Origin of the sequence: Sorangium sp. So ce590, assembly GCF_051521365.1 — a bacterium.
GTDB lineage: Bacteria > Myxococcota_A > Polyangia > Polyangiales > Polyangiaceae > Sorangium.
Genome location: NZ_CP150346.1, coordinates 11,113,957 through 11,132,893, shown reverse-complemented (window position 1 = coordinate 11,132,893; position 18,937 = coordinate 11,113,957). Strand labels below are relative to the sequence as shown.

Genomic DNA, 18,937 nt, shown 5'->3' with positions numbered 1-18,937 from the left:
ACGCGCTTACAGATCCCTGTAGCCCGTGGGCGGCTCGACGAGCTTGGCCGCCTTCGCGACCCCGCGGAACACGTAATCCGAGTAGCTGTAGGGGCCGTCCGACCACACGAGAAAGTCGTCCTCGAGCAGCCCGTTCGGCGCACCCCCGCAGAGCTCGGGCGCCGCGAGGACGGGGCCTTCGTTGTAGATCGACGCCGATGCGTTCACCGCTTCCTCGGCTTCCTCCATGGCGGCCAGCGCCCCGGCGTGCCGGTCCGCATCGAGCTCGTCCACGGGGTAGAGCTCCCAGTCGAGCAGTACGAGCTCCGGGTGCGGAGGGTCGTTCGGGGCCGACGCGAAGGGGGCGTGGGGGGCCTCGGGGAGGCCCGTCCGCGCGAGCACCTCGAGCAGACGGCCCCGGTAGCGCTCCGCCGCCTCGTCGGGGGCCCAGAAGGCCGTGAGCGCCGCGATCACTTCCTCGGTCTTCGCCTCTCGCCACAGCGAAGGATCGCGCGAGCCGAGCTCGATCCCGCGCTCTTTCTTCAGGCGCGCCTGGAACGCGGCGGCGGGCGGCGCGAACTCCGGCAGCTCGGCGAGGGCGTGATCGACGGACCAGTGGAGCCGATGATCGACCTCGCGCACGTACCGGTGCTTGCCGAGAGCGCGGAGGAGTCGGGCGATTTCGTCGGGTGTGCGCGCTGCGAACGACCAGGCAAGCATCATGGGGCTGAGCTCATGGATCCGTGCAATCCGTGCAAGGGACGGCGCGCCGAGCTGGCTCGCCGGCGCCGGGCGGCGGCGGGCGCCGGCGTCGAGCACCTCGGCACGGGGTGACTTTCCATCGCACGGCCGCGGTGTCGATCACTTCTTGCCGGGCACGTGCCATACCCCGGCGAACCACACCAGCGATCCGTCGGAGCGGCGTACGGTGGCGGTGGGAGCGAAATACCCGCCCGGCGGGACGGCCTCCCATCGCCCCGGCTGCCACGCCCAGCGGCGGCTCCGCCACTGCCACTCGCCGTCGATCCAGACGAGGCCCGGCGCCTCGGGCGGCGAGATGATCTCGACCCGCGCCGGCGGCGGCGGGTAGGGCACGACCACCGCGGGCTCGCTCGGCAGGTGGGGGCCGGTCGGAGGCAGCGGGAGCGAGCTGCCGCAGCCCGCGAGGGCGAGGAGCAGCGCGGTCGGGGCGAGCGCGCGGCGGAGCTGGGCCTTCATCCAGCGTCGATCCATGAGAAATACGCGTCGAGCACGTCGCGGCCGACGAGCAGGCATTCCAGCGTCGCGAGCGCGAGGAACGGGCCGAACGCGATGCGGGCCTGGCCGAACCCCTCGCCGGGCGCCTCCGCGAGCGGATCCTGCGCGATCTCCTTCTCGGCGGCCGCGCGCTCCTCGGGGGACATCGCCGCGAGCTCGGCGCGGATCTGCTCCCGCTCGAGGCGCACCGCCTCGGGCTCCTCGATGCTCCCGCGCACGAGCAGCATGCCGATCGCCACGATCGAGCCCTGGACGGCGCCGGCGCCGAGCACGAACAGGGCGCCCCCCCAGCCGAACCAGGCGCCCGCCAGCATGAGGAGCTTCGCGTCGCCGAGCCCCATGCCGACGCGGCCGCCGCGGATCCGCGGGTAGAGCACGACGAACGGGAGCCAGACGACGGCGAAGCCGATGGCCGCGCCGAGGAGCGCGTCGGTGAAGCCCATCGAGCGCAGCGACGCGGTGGCGACGCCGAGCACCGCGCCGCCGATCGTGATCGCGTCGGGGATGTACATGTGCTCGAGGTCGATGAACGTCGCCGCGAGCAGCCCGAGCGCGAGCGCGAGATCGGCGGTGTAGGTGGCGAGCGCGTGGAGGATCGGCGTCGACCAGGGGAGCTGGAGGATGATGAGCTCGACGATCGCGAGCGACAGGACGCCGCCCGCCGCCTCGACGAGCGGATACCGCGGCGACACCGGCGCGCCGCAGCAGCGGGCGCGGCCGCGCAGCAGGAGGTAGCTGAGGACGGGGATGTTGTCGAAGGCGCGGATCGGCGTGCCGCACGCGGGGCAGCGCGAGCCCGGCCGGACGACGCTGAGCTCGCGCGGGACGCGGTGGATGACGACGTTGAGGAAGCTCCCCCAGAGCAGGCCGAAGCAGAGCGCGAAGGCGCGCAGGAACCACGGAGGGAAGTCGGCGAGCATCACCGGCGGCTCATGTCCTCGGGCTCGAGGCCGCGAGCCGGAGCATCATCGTGAGCGCCTGCTCGAGCTCCGCGACCGTGGGTTGCACGGGGTTCTCGGAGAGCGCCGCCTTGAGATCGATGAGGCGCCCGCCGAGCTCCTGGTAGTGCCGGCGCACGCCCTCGGTCGGCGCCTCGGCGACCCACCGCTTCACGATCTCGCGCAGCTCGTCGAGATCGCTGCAGGCGAGGAGCTGCGCCATCTGCGAGGCCATCGGATCCGGTGCGTCGCTCACGCCCTGCCCCATCCCGGCCAGCATAGCGCGGGCACTTTGACGGGCGAGGGGTCCTGCGACATAAGGCGGAGCGCTTTCGAGGAACCGTGCCGACGAGGACGCCCGCCGCTGCCCTGATCCTGCTCGTCACCACCGGCATCGCCGGAGGGTCCGGCTGCGGCCGCGCGGAGCAGCAGCAGCAGCAGGCCGGGGAGAAGCGCGCGGACGGAGGCCCGCCGGTGACGCCCGCGCCGCCGGGGAAGGTGCTCGAGGCGGCCGAGAACGAGTCGCCCGCCGCGAGCGCGAGGCCGCAGGCCGGCGCCGCGGCGGCGGGGCCGGCGCGCATCGAGATCCCCGCCGGGAAGCTCGTCGCGGGGAGCACGCCCGGGGACAAGGGGCGCGATCCGACGCTCGAGCCGGCGTTGCTCGACATCGAGCTGGGCGGCTTCACCATCGATCGCTACCTGTACCCGAACGATCCCGCGCAGGCTCCGCTCACCGGCGTGACGCGGGCGCGCGCCTCGGAGCTCTGCCAGCAGGCCGGCGGGCGGCTGTGCGCCGAGCTCGAGTGGGAGCGCGCGTGCAAGGGCCCCGAGGGGACGCCGTACGCGGGTGGGGCCGCGTGGGACCCGGCGTGCGCCAAGGCGCCGGCGTCGTGCGCGTCCGGGTTCGGCGTCGTCGGCATGGGGGCCGCGCTGCGCGAGTGGACCGCGAGCGACGTCGCGCCGATCGAGAACCTCCAGCCCAAGGCCGCCGCCGTGCGAGGGGCCACGGCGAGCGCGAGCGGCGTGGATCACCGGTGCGCGCGCCGCGCGGCGGTCGATCCGAGCGCGTCGGGCGACGACATCGGCTTCCGGTGCTGCCACGGCGCGCCGAACGCGGCGTCGATCCCGTCGCCGCAGTGGCAGCAGACGTTCCGGCGCGCGGAGATCGGGCCGCAGCAGGTCGCCGAGCTGCTCGCTTCGGTGCCGCAGCTCCGCGATCTCGGCGGGGAGGTCTCCTTCTTCAAGGAGCCTGACGACGTGAACGTCGTGCTCAACCGGGGCCGGACGCGGCTCTCGCCGAGCGGCACGCCGGCGCTCCAGCCCGGGGCGGGCCCGCCCCCGAACACGACGCTCACCACCTCGCCGATGCTCTGGAACCCGGTGCCGGGCGAGGAGGTGCTCGTGGTGACGGGGAAGTCCGACGACGACACGTTCATCGTCGCGTTCCTGAAGCTCCCCGGAGATCGCTACCGGATCGCGTCGTCGCTCCTGCTGAAGGGCGAGCCGGGGCCGATCGCGCTCGGCTTCAACGGCTACGTGCGGCGGCGGCTCACGTGGGCGACCTGCTGGGATTGCCGCGGTGAGTCGGGCAACATCTCCTACCGGGACGACCACCGCGTGGTGATCACGCAGCGGTGATCGCGTGAGGGCGCGGGCCGTGCCCGACCTGTCAGGCGTCGGTGCCGAGCAAGGCGTGCCGGTACGTCGTGGCGTACTCGATGAGCCGCTCGACCGCATCGACGAACTCGGAGCGGTCGAGCGACTCGGTGGGCAGCTCGGCGCACAGCAGGATCTGGTTCCGCTCGTCGAGGGCGAACTTGGCGACGCGCATGTCGCGGTTGGCCTCGAGCAGGTGACGGAGCACGCCGAGCATCTGGCCGAGCTCCTCGGCCAGGGGCGTGAGCCTCGCTCCGTCCTCGTCGCGGCCCTCCGTGTCGACCGGATCGAGCACGCCGAACATCGAGAGCACGACCCAGTTCTCGGTGCACTGGACGAAGAACGGCGGGAGCTCGACGACCCCTTCCTCGCGCGGACGGATGCGCAGGGTCGACGGCTTCGCCAGCTCGGCGCTGTAGCCGATGTCCTCCGTCCAGCGCTGCAGGGTCGCCACGTCGATCACGGTTCAACGTGATCGCCCCGCTGGCGCCGGAGATCAAGGTGCGCGCGCGGCGAGGCGCTCGTGCGGGTCGCCCTGGGGCGCGCGAGGCGCGTCCGGCGCGACCGCGCAGCCGAGCTCGGTGCAACGACGCCGGCGCCTCGGGCGATCGCGCGCCGCGGCGGCAGAGCTCCGGCAGGGACCCGCGCTAGAGGCTGAGGACGGCGTCCTCTCCGCCGTGGGCGATCTTCACCTCGATCAGGCTGAGCAGCGCTTGCCTCCGCTCCTCAAGCTCGACGAGGGCGCGCGGCGGCACCAGCTCGTCCTCGAACCCGCCGGGGCGCAGCGCCGCGGCGGCCTCCTCGGGTCCGAACCGCGCGAGCGCGTCGCGCAGCGCCCGTGGGAAGCGCGCCGCCTCCACCAGGCGCTCCAGCTGCCGATCCAGCTCGCGCGCCTTCACGTGCGGCGGGAAGGCGCTGGCGTTGGCCTCCAGGCTGAGGGCCCCCGCGCCCACGTCGAGGACGATCTCCTTCCGGAGCCCGTTGCCGGCCAGGTAGTCGAGCGCGAGCACCTCCAGGTAATCGCGGAGGATCGAGGTGCGCTCGCCGCGCGCTGGCGACGGAGAGCGGGCCCAGCGCGCCCAGACGTCGAGCTCGGGCGCGTCATCGAACGGGACCGATCGCCGGCGAGACGACGCCCAGCGCGGGCCGGGTGGACCCGGAGCGGGCGCGAGGAGCAGCGCGTCGACGGTCCCGTCGTTCATGACCGCGAAGCGACGCAGGAGCTTGCGCGCGTCCGGCTCGCGACCGATGAGCGCCGCGAGCTCGCCGATGCCGATCCGGCGCGCTGCGGCGACGGGCACGACGTGCGCGCCGAGCGCCCTCGCGAGGCGATAGAACGCGACCGGGCGCCGGAACGCGAGCGGGGCCTTCTTCTGCGCCGGCGCGAGCTTCACCTTCACCTCGCGCGGCGCCGCTCCTTCGGCGCCTGCGCCGAGCGCCAGGATCGCCTCGAACCGACCGTCGGCCAGCTTGCCCGTGAGCCGCAGCGCGCGCAGCGGCGAGCGCTGGAGCGCGCGCGCGACGTGCGCGTCCCCCGCAGCGCGCGCGAGCTGCGCGTCCCCCGTGGCTCCAGCGCCCGGCGCTGGAGGCGCGGGCGGCTCGCCCGACGAGCGCGCAGCGGGCGCGCCGGGCGCGACCTCGTTCTCGGCCAGCGCGGCGAGCGCGCCGGCGGCCACGCCGCTGCGTTCGGACGACGGCCGCGCGCACGAGGCCGCGATCATCGCCCCCGCGACGAGCAGGCCCCGCGACGCCGCGCCGCCGAGGCGTCGCAGCAGCCCGCGCGCCGGTCCGGGCGCGCGCCCGCCTCGCGCGCGGCGGGTCATCCGTCCTTCGCGATGACGCGCTCGAGCAGGAACTGCTCCACGCGTTCGATGACCATCTTCTTGCGCTCCAGCGGGACGACGTGCGTGCCGCCGCTCACCATCATCAGCTCGCCGCGAGGCAGCGCCGCCGCCATCTCCTCGGCCAGGCGAGGCGGGGTGAACGTGTCGCGATCGCCGGCGATCACGAGCGCGGGCAGATCGATCTGCGGGAGCAGATCGAGCGTCGAGTGCTCGCCGGCGCTGCGCAGCATGTGGAGGAACATCGAGAAGTCGATGTCGACCATGTGCCGCATGTACGGCAGCAGATCCGCCGGGGTGACCGCGCTCGCGTCGACCTCGCGGGCGAGCAGCGCGATCCGGAGCGCCATCGGCGCCGGCACACGGCTCCATATTGCGCGCGCGATGTGCGGGTACGCGTCAACCTGCTCGATCACCCGCGGCAAGAGCTGTGCGAGCACATCCGTGCCTTTGAAGTGGTGCGTGATCCTGCCGGACGAGCCGCAGATCAACACGAGCCCGCGCACCCCCTCGCGGTGGGTCCGCAGGTGCTCCAGGATGACCTGACAACCCATCGAGTGCCCGAACAGCACCACAGGGCCGTCGCCGATCGCCGCGCGCACCGCAGCGAGATCGCTCGCGTGGTCGCGGAGCTCGACCGCCTTCGGATCGACAGGCAGGCTGCTCCGCCCGTGGCCGCGATAGTTCCAGTGGGCGACGTTGACCGTACGGGCCAGGTCGTCCCACAGGTACTTCCAGATGAAGCCGTCGCACGCGATCCCGTCGCAGAGCACCGCGGTGAGGCGTTCCGAGCCCGCCCCGACCCCGCTGGCCAAGCTTCCGATGCCGCCGGGACCTTCCCGGTAGCGGACATAGATCCGCGTACCGTCCTTCCCGGCGGCGAAGAGCTCTCGACCCATCGATCCCCGAGCGACGCGTCTTACGCGAGGCTCGCGGCGATGTTAGTCGCCGCTGTCCTCGTCGTCAGCCACGTCATTGACACTGGGAAGCTTTTTGATGTCTATCCGCGCCAGCTTCCACGCGCGCTGCACAACCCAAGAAAGCGAGCGATCGAGCCGCGCCGCTTCCTCCTTGATTTCCTGCAGCATCGACTCCGGAAAGTAGAGGCTTTGCTTCCGCTTGTCCGTCTTCGAGGCTTCGTTGTTTTTCGCCAGCGTGTCCTTGTCGGTCATACGCTCTTGGGGCTCCTCCCGATCCGCCACAGAAGATCACCTTACCGTACGGCGCACTTCCGTGGAAAGCATTCGTTTTTCCATGATGCCGATTGCGGGCACTATGTATGTAACTCCGCGATAGGCGCTCTGCGTCATGACTGCGGGAAAGCGATTTTGCCCGCGATCGCGCTCGCCGCGACGACCAGGGGACTGGCCAGGTAGACCTGGCCGGGGCCGCTTCGGCCCGGGAAATTCCGGTTGATGGCCGAGACCGTGATCTGCTCCTTGCGGTCGGATACACCGGGCCCGGCCTTGATGCACGCCCCGCAGGAGGGGTCGACGAGCTCGGCGCCCGCCTTCTCGAAGATCTCGAGGTAGCCCTTCGCCTCCGCGTAGCGGCGGATGTCCTGCGAGCCGAACTGGATGTAGAGGTGCACGCCCTCGGCGACGCGCTTGCCCTGCTCCACCGCACGGCGCAGCACCGACGCGTACATGTCCATGTCGGCCTTCTTGCCGCCCGTGCACGAGCCTCCGTAGGCGATGTCGATCTTCACCTCGCCGCCCGAGACCTCGTGGAGCGACCGCAGCGGCACGCCGTTCCGCGGATCGCCGGGCGTCGCGACCATCGGCTCGACCGCGGCGAGATCGATGTCGAACGTGGCCATGTACTCCGCGCCGGGATCCGCGCGCACGATGCGCGCGCGCACGTCCTCCGCGGCGAGCCCGCGCTGCTCGACGAGGTAGCGCACGATCTCCTCGTCGGCCTCGATGATGCCGGTGAAGCCGCCCGCCTCGACCGCCATGTTGGTGAGCGTCGCCCGCTCGTCGAGGCCCATCGCGCGGACGCCGTCGCCCGCGAACTCGAGCACCTTGCCGATGCCCTGGCCCGTCTTCCAGAACGGCTGCGAGAGCAGGAACAGCATCACGTCCTTCGCGGTGACCCCCGCGCCGAGCCGCCCGGTCAGGTTGAAGCGCACCGACTGCGGCACCGCGACGCGGACATCGCGCGTGAGCCACGCGTTGGCCATGTCGGTCGAGCCGACGCCGAACGCGAAGCACCCGAGCGCCCCCGCCATGCAGGTGTGCGAGTCGGTCCCGGCCACGACCTGCCCCGGCAGCGCGAGCTCCTCGATCACCTTGTTGTGGCAGATGGCCTCCGAGCCCACGGTCCTGCCGTCGCGCTCGACCTCGCCGTACAGCTGGATCCCGTGCCGCTCGGTGAAGGCCTCCTGCACCGTCGCGAGCGAGGCCGCCTGCTCCCGCAGGCCGAGCTTCAGGTGCGCCTCCGGCATCACGCGGTCGAGGAACGTGAGGTGATCCCGGAAGGCGAAGACGCTCTCCGGCCCGGTGACGACCGCGTCCGGCCCGAAGCCCGCCCGGAAGAGCGACTCGGCCATCGGCGTGACGTACTCGTGCGAGAAGCGCACGTCGGTGCGGACGAAGAGCGCGTCCCCCGGCTTCACCGCCGCGACCCCGATCTTGCCCGCCATGACGTCCATGATCGCGTGCGCCGCGATGATCTTCTCGCACAGCGTCATCGGCCGCGGCGGCGTGTCGAGCGTCGGCGGCGAGACCTCGCCGGCCATCCGCGCCTTGTTGTAGGCGAAGAGGCCGCCGTACTCGACGACGTCGGCGCTGATCGGGTCGAGCCCGCGGGTGAACTCGCCGATCGGGATCTCGTCGCCCCGCGCGAGCCGGTCGAGCAGCGAGAGGTCGGTCGTCGTGAGCAGCCCGATGTTCTGGCAGTTCTGGCCGTAGATCTTCTCGATGCTGCGCGCGACGACGAGCTGGATCCCGGCCTCGCGCTCCGAGTACGGCGCCGTCTCGCGCGAGCTGCCGCACCCCTTCGAGCGCCCGCTGACGATGACGCCGAAGCCGCCGTTCTTGATGGCGTCGCGCTCGATGAGCCCACCGCGCAGGCCGACCAGGCAGTACCGGGCGAGCGTCTCGTCGTAGTAGTAACAGACCCACCCCGGCGTGAGCTCGTCGGTCGAGATGTTGTCGATCAGCCTGTGCTGCTCGGGCTCGAAGCGAAGCTCGCCGCCCGCCAGCTGCTGCTTCAGGAGCTCCGGGTCCTCGGTCAGGTAGAGGATCCTCCCGGTGACTTGAACCGACTCGCGGCGGGGGATGGGCATCTGCACCTCGGACGCCCCGGTGCGCAGGGCACGCGCGTCGGGACAAGACACACACCTAGTCCCTCTGAGCGGAGGCGCCAACGGCGCTCTTCGCCGCCGTGCGCGGAGCTCCGCCCGCCTCACGCCGAGGGCGGGAAATCCAGCATGGGCGAGCCTCGCCGGGCGGGCCACCGCGCCTTGACGGCGCACCGGGGAGGTGGTGTCTTCGCGGCCGCGGCCGGGCCGCGAGCGATGACCCGACCCACGATTTCCAGCGTTCCCGTCGCGATCCTCGGCGCCGGCTTGACCGGCATGGCGGCCGCGTACCACCTCGGGCGAGCCGGCGTGCCGCACCGGGTGTTCGAGCGCCTGCCGCGCCCGGGCGGCCACGCGATCACGCTCGAGGACGACGGCTTCCGCTTCGATCGGACAGGGCACCTCCTCCACCTGCGCGACCCCGCGACCCGGGAGCTCGCGCTCGGCTGGCTGGGCCCTGACCCTCTCGAGATCGAGCGGCGCTCGATGATCTGGTCGAACGGGACGTACACCCGGTATCCGTTCCAGGCGAACACCTTCGGCCTGCCGCCCGCCGTCGCCTACGAGTGCCTCCGTGGCTTCATCGAGGCGCGCTTCGCGCAGGACCGGCCCCAGCCGAGGAACTTCGAGGAGTTCTGCCTGGCGCATTTCGGCGAGGGGATCAGCCGCCACTTCATGATCCCCTACAACAGCCGCCTCTGGGGGGTCCACCCGAGCGAGATCACCGCCGACTGGTGCTCCCGCTTCGTCCCGTTGCCGAAGCTCGAGGACGTGCTCGCCGGAGCGGTCGGGCTGAACGACCGCGAGCTCGGCTACAATGCGAAGTTCCTCTACCCGCGGCTCGGCATCGGGCAGCTGACGCACGGGCTCGCGCGGGCGCTCGCCGAGCAGCGGCCGCGGGACGCGGGCACGCCGGCGATCGAGCTCGGCCGCGCGCCCGTGACGATCGACTGGCGCGCGCGCGAGCTCGTGTTCGACGACGAGATCGTCCGGTACGACGTGCTCGTGTCGTCCGCGCCGCTGCCCGCCCTCGTGAGGCGCCTCTCGGACGCCCCTCGAGCCGTCGCCGAGGCGGCCTCCCGGCTGCGCTGCACGCACCTCCACTACCTCGACGTGGCGCTCGACACGCCGTGCGGGAAGCCGCTGCACTGGGTCTACGTCCCGGAGGCGAAGTACCCGTTTTACCGCGTGGGCTGCTACTCGAACTTCTCCGCCGACATGGCCCCGCCGGGCAAGGCCGGCCTCTACGTCGAGCTCGCCGATCGCGCCGAGCCCGATCTCGCGGCGCTGCTCCCGCGCGTCGCGGAGGGCCTCGTCGAGATGGGCCTCATCCCCGCCCCGAGCGCCATCCGCTTCGCCCGGCTGCGCCGCATCGACCACGCGTACGTCGTGTTCGATCACAGCTACTTCGGGGCGCTGGAGGCCGTGCGGCCGTTCCTCGATGGCCAGCGCATCCTCTCGTGCGGGCGCTACGGCGGGTGGAACTACTCCTCGATGGAGGACGCGCTCCACTTCGGGCGCGACGCGGCGCACCGGGCGCAGGCGCTCCTCGGAGGCGCGCCGTGAGCGCCGCGGCTCCCGGCCACGGCGGCGCGGGTGAAGCGCCGGAGATCTCCATCATCATCCCCGTTTACAACGAAGAGGCGATCCTCCACGCCGCCGTCGTGGACCTGCGCGAGCGGCTGTTGCCGTTCGGCTGGCGGTGGGAGCTCTTGCTCGCCGAGAACGGCTCGCGCGACGGGACCCTCGCCATCGCCGGTGAGCTCGAGCGCAAGTACGCAGAGGTGCGGCACTTCTCGATCGGCGAGCCGAACTATGGGGCCGCGCTCCGCGCGGGCATCGAGCGGGCGCGCGGGCGCTTCGTCCTCTGCGACGAGATCGACCTCTGCGACGTGGATTTTCACCGCCATGCGATCGCGATGCTGGGGGCGGGGGGCGTCGACATGGTGATCGGGTCCAAGCTCATCCAGGGGGCGCGCGACGACCGCCCGTGGGCGCGGCACGCGGCGAGCCAGATGTACAACGGGCTCCTCCGCGCCACGCTCGGCTTCCGCGGGACGGACACGCATGGGCTCAAGGCGTTCCTGCGCGAGCCGCTCCTCGGGATCGCGCGCGAGTGCGTCGTGGACAAGGACGTCTTCGCCAGCGAGTTCGTCATCCGCGCCTACCGGGCCGGCCTGCGGATCGAGGAGATCCCCGTCCGCGTGCTGGAGAAGCGGCGCCCCTCGATCAACCTCACGCGCCGCGTCCCGAACGTGCTCCGCAGCCTCGCGAAGCTGACCTGGGCGATCCGGATCCGCGGCTGACGGCCGATCTCGTCCGGTATCTGCAGCGCCACGCGCGAGGCTGGGTCCGCTCGTGGAAAAGTTCTGGCATGCTATACGCCGCAGGTGACGATCCTCCCTTCGAGCGCCACAAGACCAGCCCGCCGCGCCGACACCGACGTGGACGTCGTGGTCATCGGCGGCGGTGTGAACGGCGTGGGGGTCGCGCGTGACGCATCGCAGCGGGGGCTGAAGGTCGCCCTCTTCGAGCGCAACGATCTCGCGTTCGGCGCGAGCGGCAACTCGAGCGGCATGATCCACGGCGGGCTCAGGTACCTGACCAGCGATCCGCACGTGACCGAGAACTCGTGCCGCGACTCGGGGCACATCCAGGCGATCGCGCCGCACCTGCTCTTCCGGATCCCCTTCCTCGTTCCGTTCGAGAACGCGATGCACGGGCGCGTCCTCTACACGCTCGCCGACGGCTTCTTCGAGGCGTACGACAAGTACCAGCCGCTCAAGCGCGGCAAGCCGCACGCGCGCCTGTCGCCCGACGAGCTCCGGAGGCTCGAGCCGGGGCTGCATGGAGACCTCGTGGGCGGCTTCAGCTTCGACGAGTGGGGGATCGACGGAGCGCGGCTCTGCATCGCCAACGCCGTCGACGCGATCGAGCGCGGGGCCAGGGTGTACGTGGGGCACACGGTCGAGCGGATCGAGCGCCGCGAGGACACCGGCGAGGTCGTCGCCGTCCGCTACCGGGACCGCGTGACCGGGGAGGGCGGGCGGCTCCGCACGAGCACGGTCGTGAACGCGACCGGGGCGTGGTCGCCGATCACCGCGTCGCTCGCGGGCCTCCCCGCCGCGAGCTCGCGGGTGCGGCCCGGCAAGGGCGTGCACGTCGTGTTCGACCGGCGCCTCACGAACTACGCGATCATGTCGAAGACGATCGACGGCCGTCAGATCTTCCTCGAGCCCTGGGAAAACATGAGCGTCGTCGGCACGACCGACGACGACTTCTACGGCGATCTCGATCAGGTCCGCGCGACGAGCGAGGAGGTCAGGTACCTGATCCAGGGCATCGCCCGCGTGTTCCCACAGATCCACGAGGCGCGCGCCATCGGCACGTTTGCGGGCGTGCGGCCCACGCTCTACGCGTACGGACCGACCGAGGGCGCGCTCTCGCGCGAGCACCAGGTCATCGATCACGCGGCGCACGGCGCGCCGGGCATCTACTCGATGATCGGCGGCAAGCTGGCCAGCTTCCGGCTCTTCGCCGAGGAGATGACCGACGTCCTGGCGCGGCGCTTCAACCTCGGCGCCCGCTGCGTGACGCATACCACCGCGCTGCCCGGCGGCGATCGCGCCGTGGACGCGCTCGCGCTCTCGCGGCGGTTGGAGATCGACGCGGTGGCCGCGCGGCGGCTCGTGTACCGGCACGGCTCGCGCGCGCTCCGGATCGAGGAGCAGGTGCGCGAGCGGCCGCGCGAGGCGGCGACGGTGTGCCCCTGCGAGCCCGTCATCGAGGCCGAGGTGCGCTACGTCCTCCGGCACGAGCTCGCCCGGAGCGTGGCCGACGTCGCGCGCCGCACCCGGCTCGGCCTCGGCGCGTGCGGGGGCATGCGCTGCGCGGCGAGGTGCGGGCAGATCGTGGCGCAGGAGCTCTCGCTCCCGCCGCGCGACGGGATGCGGCAGGCGATGGAGTTCCTCTCGCGGCAGGCGATGACGCGCGCCGTCGCGCTCGGCCCGGAGCAGGCCAGGCAGGAGGCGCTCGCGATCGCCAGCGTGCGGTCGGAGCTCGGCGCGCCCGCGGACGACGAGATGACCGCGGCGGCGTGCGAGGACGGCGATCGCCGGTCGACGCGCCCCGCGCGGGAGCCGGAGGAGAGAGCGTGGCGCGATCGATCCTCGTGATCGGCGCCGGCGTCGCCGGGCTCGCCGCCGCGTGGAGCGCGGCGCGGCGCGGGGCCCGGGTCACCGTGATCTCGGCGGGCGTCGGTGAGACGGCGCTCGCCGGCGGCGCGGTGGACGACGTCCCGTGGGAGCAGCTCGAGCGGGCCGCGCGGCTGCTCGGCAGCGACCTGCCCGCGGGCGACCTCACGCCGGCGATGAGGCAGTTCGCGGCGGAGCTCGGCCTGTGGGACGTGCCGCAGGCGACCGGCGTGCGCCTCGCGACCGTCGCCGGGCGGATCCGCCACGCCCGCGGCAGGGATCGCGCGCTGCTCGATCTGACCCCGCTCCGCCGCACGCGCGTCCTCATCCCGCGCGCGGCGCGCGCGGCGTGGGACGCCGACGCGCTCGCGGAGGCGCTCACGGACGAGCCGTTCGCCCGGGCGCGGGGGCTCCGCTTCCTGCCGGTCGACGCGCCGGTGCTGCGCTTCGACGACGAGCGGCGGATCGCCGACGGCGATCTCGCGGCCCGGCACGACGATCCGGCGCGGCTCTCCTGGCTCCTCGATCGGCTCCGGCAGGCGCTCGAGGGCGCGGGCGGCGCGGGGGCGATCCTGCTCGGCCCCTGGCTCGGCGCGCGCGCGCCGCGGGCCGAGGCGCTCGCGGCGCGCCTCGGCGTCCCCGTGGGCGAGGCGCTGATCGGCGCCGGCTCGCCGGCGGGGCTCCGCTTCGAGGCGGCGCGCAACGCGCTGCTCGTCGCGATCGGGGCGCAGCGGCGCCACGGCCGCGTGCGCGCGGTGGGTCGTGGCCACGGGGGACCGGGGGAACCGGGCGAAGGCGTCGCGGTCCACATCGAGGGCGAGGACGTGCCGCTCGCCGCGGACGCGGTGATCCTGGCGGTCGGCGGTCTCGCCGGTGGAGGCATCGCGTACACCCCGCCCGAGCGCGGCGCCGGCCCCGACCTCCCGGCCCGCGGCGCCGCGCCGTTCACGCTCTCGATCGAGGCGCCCGTCACGATGGGCGACGCTCGTGGCGCGTTCGGCGTGGTGAGCTCCATGCAGGGCCCGGAGCTCGATGTCATCGCGTGGCCCCGCGGCGAGCGGCCGGGCGCGCTGGAGGCGGTGGGCGTGAGGTGCGAGGGCGTCCGCGCCGCCCCCGGGATCCTGGCGGCCGGGGCGACCCTCGCCGGGAGGGCGCGCACCGTGCTCGACGCGGTGACGACCGGGCTCCGCGCCGGGGCCGAGGCCTGACGCGCGACGCGAGGGCGCCGGCGCAGCTCGCCCCGCGCGCGATCTTGCGCTAGCGGCCCGCCGGGATCGCGCGGAGGAGCTGCTGGTAGCCGACGGCGAGCGCGAAATCGCTCCCGCGGCTGGGATCGGCGGGCACGTCGCCCGCGACGCCGCGCGCCGCGGCCTCCGCGCGTTTCTCCACGAGCACGGCCCTCGGCGAGCCGTCGCGGATCGACCCCTCGGCGGGGAGGTGCCCCTCGAGATCCTGCTCGCGGAGGATGGCGGCCGGGACCTGTTGCTGCGCGCTCTCGATGACGATGTCCGGCCGGATGCCCTGGGCCTGGATCGAGCGCCCCTTCGGCGTGTAGTAGCGCATCGTCGTCAGCCTCACCCCGGCGCCGCCGGGCAGCTCGTAGATGGTCTGCACCGACCCCTTGCCGAAGGTCGTCGCGCCGACGACCGTGGCGCGCCCGCTGTCCTGCAGGGCGCCCGCGACGAGCTCGGCGGCGCTCGCGGAGTACTCGTTCACCAGCGCGACGACGGGCAGCGAGGCGAACGCGCCGCCGTCGTGCGCCTTCGCCTCGTCGACGACCTGGTTGCGCTGGCGCGTCGAGTAGATCGTCCCCGACGAGAGGAACTCGTCGGCCAGGGCCTCCGCCTCGTGGACGAGGCCGCCGGGGTTGTTGCGCATATCGAGGATCACCCCGGCCAGCGGCGTCTTCGACGCGGCGCGCAGCCTCGCCGCGGCGCGCAGCATCTCCTCGTGGGTGCCGTCCTGGAACTGCTTCACGCGGACGTACGCGACGTCCCGATCGAGGCGCTTCGCGGCGATGCTCGTGACGTGGATCTGCTCCCGCGCGAGATCGAACGTGAGCGGCTCGGCCGCGCCCTGCCGGCGGATCGTGAGCTTCACCCGGGAGCCGGGGGGCCCGCGCATGATCTTGACGAGCTTGTCGAGGCGCTCGCCGCGCACGGGGCGGCCGTCGATCGCGATGATCTGGTCGCCGGAGCGGATGCCCGCCCGCGCCGCCGGCGAGCCCTCGATCGGCGCGATCACGGTGATGTGATCGTCCTTGGCATCGACCTCGATGCCGACGCCGCCGAACGTCCCCCCTGTCTCTTCCTGGAACTGGGCGAACTCGGAGGCGCTCATGTACGCGGAGTGCGGGTCGAGCTCCGCGACCATTCCCTTGATGGCGCCGTCGATGATTTTGTTGCGCTGTGCCGGCTCGACGTAATGGTTCTCGACGAGCACGAGCACGCGCGCGAGCTGCTCGAGCGGGGCGTAGGGGCTCTGCGCCTGTGTGCTCGCGCCCGCGAGGTGGGAAGTCGCCGCCCCCCCCGCGAAGGCCGCAGCGATGAGCCCCAGGGTGCGCATCCAGCTCGAGAAGCGTCGCATCCGCCGACCATAGCAGCGACGCGGGCGGCCGCGGCCAGCGCGCGACCGCGCTCGGCTCGGCGCCTGCCCCGGCGCCCCGTCGGCCAGGACGCCGCAGCCGGCTCGGGGCGCGCCGGCGCGGGCGTATCGCCCGGCCCGTCGAAGTCGCGCCGTGATGCCCAAGGTCCGGGGCGCATGGTTTGTCCTAAGAGGAGTGTTCGGCTATCTTCGCGCGCCTGAACGTGGAACTTGCCTCCTCATCGTCCAGCTTCGCCTCCACGAAGCAGGGCTCGCCGCGAGGGGCTTCTCTCGTCGAGACGGTCAGTGGCCGTCGCGAAGAGCTGTCCGCGGCAGCGCTGTGGTCCGTGCGCGGGAGACAATTCGCATCCCGAGGCGGCTAGGATGGCCAAGACCAGCGATCGTGAGCTCGTCGATCAAGCCCGGGGCGGGGATGCCCAGGCGTTCGGGGCGCTGGTGCGTCGACATCAGAAGCGCATCTTCCGGCTGGCGTTCCACCTCGTCCGCTCGGGCGCGGAGGCAGAGGACGTGACCCAGGAAACCTTCGTCCGGGCCTACCAGGCGCTCGATCGGTTCGACGGGCGGAGCGAGCCCTTCACCTGGCTCTACCGGATCGCCGTGAACCTCTCGCTCAACATGATCCGGGCCCGCAAGCCGAGCAGAAACTCGACCCCCGCCGACGATCCGCGGATCGAGGCGCTGCTGCTCGAGACGCGCCCGAGCCACGGCGTCGATCCGGCCGCGACGACCCAGCGGCGCGAGCTCGCGGCCGCGCTCTGCGACGGCATCGATACGCTCTCGGACACGCTGCGGACGACGCTCATCCTCGTGTGCATCGACGGCGTGCCCCACGAGGACGCGTCCAGAATCCTGGGCTGTCCAGAGGGAACAGTTGCCTGGCGCGTCCACGAGGCGCGCCGCAAACTCCGCGTCTACCTCGCGGAGCGCGGTTTCGGAGGGGACGCCGAATGAACGTCACCAGCAAGCTCGACCTCGATCGGATGCTCAACGATTGGCCTGCCCCCGCCGTCGACGAGGCGGCGTGGGAGACGCGGGCAGCTCGCATCATCGAGGTCGCCCTATCCCGGCGATCGGAGGACACCGCGGCGGTGGCCGACCTCCTCGCGGCCCCGGACCTCGCCGCAGAGCCAGGCGAGGAGCAGACGGGGGACGTTCTGCGCGAAGTACGCGCAGCAGGAGAACGCAGTACCATGGCGGACGGATCAGAAACAGGCAGGGCCTCGAAGGCTGAAGCGCGCCTGTCGGGCGGCAGCGCTTCACGGCCCCCGGAGAAGAAACGTCCGTCGCTGAAGGAGATCGCCGAGCGCGCCAGCCAGGCCCCGGGTCGCATGAGCGGCGCTTCCGGGAGCAACCCGGCGCTCTCGACGCCGCTGCCGTCCGGGCGCGGCCCGCTGTCCACGCCGCTGCCGTCCTCGGGACGTGGCTCGATGCCGCCGGCGCGCGGCTCGCTCTCCGGCGCCCTGCGCGCGTCGTCGCCTTCGTTGCGGCCGGCCGAGGGGGTGACCGAGGACTCCGGCGTCATCGATCTCAACCGGCTCAGCGCGTCGGTGCCCCCGGAGCAGGTGGAGTCCGCCGAGAAGGCGCAGCCCGGCACGGCCGACCTGCTCGACGAGGACGAGAAGCCGGCCGCGGTCGCGGCGGTGTCGGTGAGGAGGCCGCGCGCCCCGTCCGCGCCCGTTGCCGAGGCTCCTGCGAAGCAGCGGTCCGGCGGGATGATCGCCGGCGCGGCCCTCGCGGCCCTCGGCTTGGCCGCGGCGGTGACGGTCGTGGTGAAGACGAGGGCGCCGTCGCCGCAGGAGACGGCGGCCGCGACGACGGCAGCGCCACCCGCCGTCCTGGCGCCCGCCGCGCCGCGCGAGGAGCGGCCGGCACAGCCTGCTGCCCCGGTCGCCGCCGCGCCCGCCGCGCCGGTAGAAAACGCGCAGCCCGAGCCGCAGCCCGTGGAAGCGGCGGAGAAGCTGGCGGCGGCGCCCAAGGCGCCAGCGGCACCGGTCGGCGCCGGCGCGGCGGCGCCCGCGGCGCCTGCCTCGCCCGCCGCCGCGCCGAAGCCGGAGCAGGGAAAGGTGGCGGCGGCGCCGGCAGCGCCTGGCAAGCCGGGGGATTTGCCTTCCGCCATGCAGGCCGCCGTGGGCGATGGCGGCGAGAAGCAGCCGTCGGTGGTGTCGGAGGCGCCGGTGCCGGCCTCGGGCTCGCTCCGGCAGCAGAACATCCCCGAGCAGCCGTCGCAGGGCTCGGTGCAGGCCGCGCTCGGCTCGGTCATGGGCAACGCGAGGGCGTGCGTGGCGGGCGCGGACGACGTGTCGCGCGCGCAGATCACGTTCTCGTCGACAGGCCAGGTGAGCAAGGTCAGCGTCAGCGGCTGGGCGGCGGCGAACGGCCAGTCGAGCTGCGTGCAGGCGGCGCTCAAGGGCGCGAACGTCGGCCCGTTCTCGAAGCCGTCGTTCGCGGTGAGCGCCACGATCCGGCCCTAGCCCAGGGAGGCTCAACCTCCAGGTTGACATGAGGGGGCCCGCAGGTAGAATGCGCGCCCCCATGGTTTCCGCGACCCAGCAAACCCAGCGCATCCGTCAACGCAAGGCGCGCTCTGCGGGCACCGTCCGCAAGCGCTTCGAACGCGCGCACGGCACCCCCAAGTTCCCGATCCATCCGGCGGGTTACGATCAGAACGCGCCGGACGCCCTGCGCGCTGCCACGCCCACCGAGGCGCAGGCGAAGAAGTAGGAGAGCTTTTCTCATGGCCAATCACGCATCCGCCGAAAAGCGCAACCGCCAGCGCATCACCAGGACCGCGCGCAACCGCGCCATCAAGTCGGAGCTCCGCACGGTCGTCAAGAAGGCGCGCACCGCGCTGAAGGGCGTCTCGCAGGAGTCCACCGCGCCGGTCACCGCCGCGGAGAGCGCGCTCGATCGCGCCGCGTCGAAGGGGGCGATCCCCGCCAAGCGCGCGTCGCGCGTGAAGAGCCGCCTGGCCCTCGCCCTTCACAAGGCGAGCGTCGCCGCCAAGACCGCCGCGAGCTGAGCGGCAACCTCTCCGCACGTACGCCCCGCTCCACCGCAAGGTGAAGCGGGCGTCGTCGTTTTGTCTCCACTCATCGCCGTGATGCCGCGGCCGGCGCCCTTGTGCCGCCGCAGGCCTGGTCATCGCGGCGCACCGTGGCGTCGGCC

At 72.9% G+C, this 18,937-nt stretch carries 19 protein-coding genes; 9 read left to right on the top strand and 10 right to left on the bottom strand.

Annotation, left to right across the window (positions count from 1 at the left end; genetic code table 11):
* Positions 1–6: 6 nt before the first annotated feature.
* From WMF28_RS42255 to WMF28_RS42240, 4 genes are all read right to left on the bottom strand, one after another.
* Complete coding sequence (locus tag WMF28_RS42255) at positions 7–702, bottom strand: hypothetical protein (protein ID WP_437599414.1); 696 nt, start codon at positions 700–702, stop codon at positions 7–9.
* Positions 703–840: 138 nt separating this feature from the next.
* Entirely contained in the window at positions 841–1,197 is a 357-nt protein-coding gene (locus tag WMF28_RS42250; RefSeq protein WP_437599413.1) for a YXWGXW repeat-containing protein, read from the bottom strand.
* Positions 1,194–2,156: a prepilin peptidase gene (locus WMF28_RS42245; RefSeq protein WP_437604370.1), complete on the bottom strand. Its 963-nt coding sequence runs from the start codon at positions 2,154–2,156 to the stop codon at positions 1,194–1,196. Before WMF28_RS42245 ends, WMF28_RS42250 begins: the two co-directional genes overlap by 4 nt.
* Before the next feature lie 10 nt (positions 2,157–2,166).
* Positions 2,167–2,430 carry a hypothetical protein gene (locus WMF28_RS42240; protein WP_437599412.1) on the bottom strand — a complete coding sequence of 88 codons (264 nt, stop codon included), beginning with the start codon at positions 2,428–2,430 and terminating at the stop codon, positions 2,167–2,169.
* Between the two features lie 86 nt (positions 2,431–2,516).
* On the opposite strand from WMF28_RS42240, the gene WMF28_RS42235 reads away from it, so the two are divergent.
* A complete protein-coding gene (locus WMF28_RS42235; protein WP_437599411.1) occupies positions 2,517–3,812 on the top strand; it encodes a formylglycine-generating enzyme family protein in 1,296 nt (431 codons plus the stop codon).
* 31 nt (positions 3,813–3,843) lie between these two features.
* Here the strand turns inward: WMF28_RS42235 and WMF28_RS42230 are convergent, their stop codons facing one another.
* From WMF28_RS42230 to WMF28_RS42210, 5 genes are all read right to left on the bottom strand, one after another.
* The gene (locus WMF28_RS42230; RefSeq protein WP_437599410.1) at positions 3,844–4,293 is read right to left on the bottom strand and encodes a YbjN domain-containing protein; all 450 of its coding nucleotides are present in this window, start codon (positions 4,291–4,293) and stop codon (positions 3,844–3,846) included.
* 184 nt (positions 4,294–4,477) lie between these two features.
* The gene (locus WMF28_RS42225; protein ID WP_437599409.1) at positions 4,478–5,653 is read right to left on the bottom strand and encodes a hypothetical protein; all 1,176 of its coding nucleotides are present in this window, start codon (positions 5,651–5,653) and stop codon (positions 4,478–4,480) included.
* Entirely contained in the window at positions 5,650–6,570 is a 921-nt protein-coding gene (locus WMF28_RS42220; protein ID WP_437599408.1) for an alpha/beta fold hydrolase, read from the bottom strand. The genes WMF28_RS42225 and WMF28_RS42220 overlap by 4 nt, the downstream gene beginning before the upstream one ends.
* A gap of 42 nt (positions 6,571–6,612) precedes the next feature.
* A complete protein-coding gene (locus WMF28_RS42215; protein WP_012241296.1) occupies positions 6,613–6,843 on the bottom strand; it encodes a TIGR04563 family protein in 231 nt (76 codons plus the stop codon).
* 134 nt (positions 6,844–6,977) lie between these two features.
* A complete protein-coding gene (locus WMF28_RS42210) occupies positions 6,978–9,011 on the bottom strand; it encodes an aconitase family protein (protein ID WP_437599407.1) in 2,034 nt (677 codons plus the stop codon).
* A gap of 180 nt (positions 9,012–9,191) precedes the next feature.
* Here WMF28_RS42210 and WMF28_RS42205 point away from each other — a divergent pair, with 180 nt between their 5' ends.
* The 4 genes from WMF28_RS42205 to WMF28_RS42190 all read left to right on the top strand — a co-directional run bounded on the left by WMF28_RS42205 (position 9,192) and on the right by WMF28_RS42190 (position 14,376).
* On the top strand, positions 9,192–10,541 hold the full coding sequence (locus tag WMF28_RS42205) for a protoporphyrinogen/coproporphyrinogen oxidase (protein ID WP_437599406.1): 1,350 nt from the start codon (positions 9,192–9,194) through the stop codon (positions 10,539–10,541).
* The gene (locus WMF28_RS42200; protein ID WP_437599405.1) at positions 10,538–11,281 is read left to right on the top strand and encodes a glycosyltransferase; all 744 of its coding nucleotides are present in this window, start codon (positions 10,538–10,540) and stop codon (positions 11,279–11,281) included. The genes WMF28_RS42205 and WMF28_RS42200 overlap by 4 nt, the downstream gene beginning before the upstream one ends.
* Before the next feature lie 84 nt (positions 11,282–11,365).
* Positions 11,366–13,150, top strand: a complete 1,785-nt coding sequence (locus WMF28_RS42195) for a glycerol-3-phosphate dehydrogenase/oxidase (protein WP_437599404.1) — start codon at positions 11,366–11,368, stop codon at positions 13,148–13,150.
* Positions 13,129–14,376 carry an FAD-binding protein gene (locus WMF28_RS42190; RefSeq protein WP_437599403.1) on the top strand — a complete coding sequence of 416 codons (1,248 nt, stop codon included), beginning with the start codon at positions 13,129–13,131 and terminating at the stop codon, positions 14,374–14,376. Before WMF28_RS42195 ends, WMF28_RS42190 begins: the two co-directional genes overlap by 22 nt.
* Positions 14,377–14,425: 49 nt before the next feature.
* Here the strand turns inward: WMF28_RS42190 and WMF28_RS42185 are convergent, their stop codons facing one another.
* Positions 14,426–15,754 carry a S41 family peptidase gene (locus WMF28_RS42185; RefSeq protein ID WP_437599402.1) on the bottom strand — a complete coding sequence of 443 codons (1,329 nt, stop codon included), beginning with the start codon at positions 15,752–15,754 and terminating at the stop codon, positions 14,426–14,428.
* A 381-nt stretch (positions 15,755–16,135) separates the two neighbouring features.
* Between WMF28_RS42185 and WMF28_RS42180 the strand changes: the two genes are divergently transcribed.
* From WMF28_RS42180 to rpsT, 4 genes are all read left to right on the top strand, one after another.
* Complete coding sequence (locus tag WMF28_RS42180; protein ID WP_437599401.1) at positions 16,136–16,723, top strand: RNA polymerase sigma factor; 588 nt, start codon at positions 16,136–16,138, stop codon at positions 16,721–16,723.
* Positions 16,720–18,243, top strand: coding sequence for a hypothetical protein (locus WMF28_RS42175; protein ID WP_437599400.1), 1,524 nt, complete (start codon positions 16,720–16,722; stop codon positions 18,241–18,243). The genes WMF28_RS42180 and WMF28_RS42175 overlap by 4 nt, the downstream gene beginning before the upstream one ends.
* Before the next feature lie 61 nt (positions 18,244–18,304).
* The gene (locus tag WMF28_RS42170) at positions 18,305–18,493 is read left to right on the top strand and encodes a hypothetical protein (RefSeq protein WP_437599399.1); all 189 of its coding nucleotides are present in this window, start codon (positions 18,305–18,307) and stop codon (positions 18,491–18,493) included.
* Between the two features lie 13 nt (positions 18,494–18,506).
* Positions 18,507–18,791 (top strand): 30S ribosomal protein S20, encoded by a 285-nt coding sequence (gene rpsT / locus WMF28_RS42165; protein WP_437484028.1) that lies wholly within the window; start codon positions 18,507–18,509, stop codon positions 18,789–18,791.
* Positions 18,792–18,937 lie beyond the last annotated feature (146 nt).

Bases quoted from the DNA above. Each gene is read 5' to 3' on its own strand.
- WMF28_RS42255 (WP_437599414.1), bottom strand. From the start codon at position 702: ATGATGCTTGCCTGGTCGTTCGCAGCGCGCACACCCGACGAAATCGCC.
- WMF28_RS42250 (WP_437599413.1), bottom strand. From the start codon at position 1,197: ATGAAGGCCCAGCTCCGCCGCGCGCTCGCCCCGACCGCGCTGCTCCTC.
- WMF28_RS42245 (WP_437604370.1), bottom strand. From the start codon at position 2,156: ATGCTCGCCGACTTCCCTCCGTGGTTCCTGCGCGCCTTCGCGCTCTGC.
- WMF28_RS42225 (WP_437599409.1), bottom strand. From the start codon at position 5,653: ATGACCCGCCGCGCGCGAGGCGGGCGCGCGCCCGGACCGGCGCGCGGG.
- WMF28_RS42220 (WP_437599408.1), bottom strand. From the start codon at position 6,570: ATGGGTCGAGAGCTCTTCGCCGCCGGGAAGGACGGTACGCGGATCTAT.
- WMF28_RS42215 (WP_012241296.1), bottom strand. From the start codon at position 6,843: ATGACCGACAAGGACACGCTGGCGAAAAACAACGAAGCCTCGAAGACG.
- WMF28_RS42205 (WP_437599406.1), top strand. From the start codon at position 9,192: ATGACCCGACCCACGATTTCCAGCGTTCCCGTCGCGATCCTCGGCGCC.
- WMF28_RS42185 (WP_437599402.1), bottom strand. From the start codon at position 15,754: ATGCGACGCTTCTCGAGCTGGATGCGCACCCTGGGGCTCATCGCTGCG.
- WMF28_RS42180 (WP_437599401.1), top strand. From the start codon at position 16,136: ATGGCCAAGACCAGCGATCGTGAGCTCGTCGATCAAGCCCGGGGCGGG.
- WMF28_RS42175 (WP_437599400.1), top strand. From the start codon at position 16,720: ATGAACGTCACCAGCAAGCTCGACCTCGATCGGATGCTCAACGATTGG.
- WMF28_RS42170 (WP_437599399.1), top strand. From the start codon at position 18,305: ATGGTTTCCGCGACCCAGCAAACCCAGCGCATCCGTCAACGCAAGGCG.
- rpsT (WP_437484028.1), top strand. From the start codon at position 18,507: ATGGCCAATCACGCATCCGCCGAAAAGCGCAACCGCCAGCGCATCACC.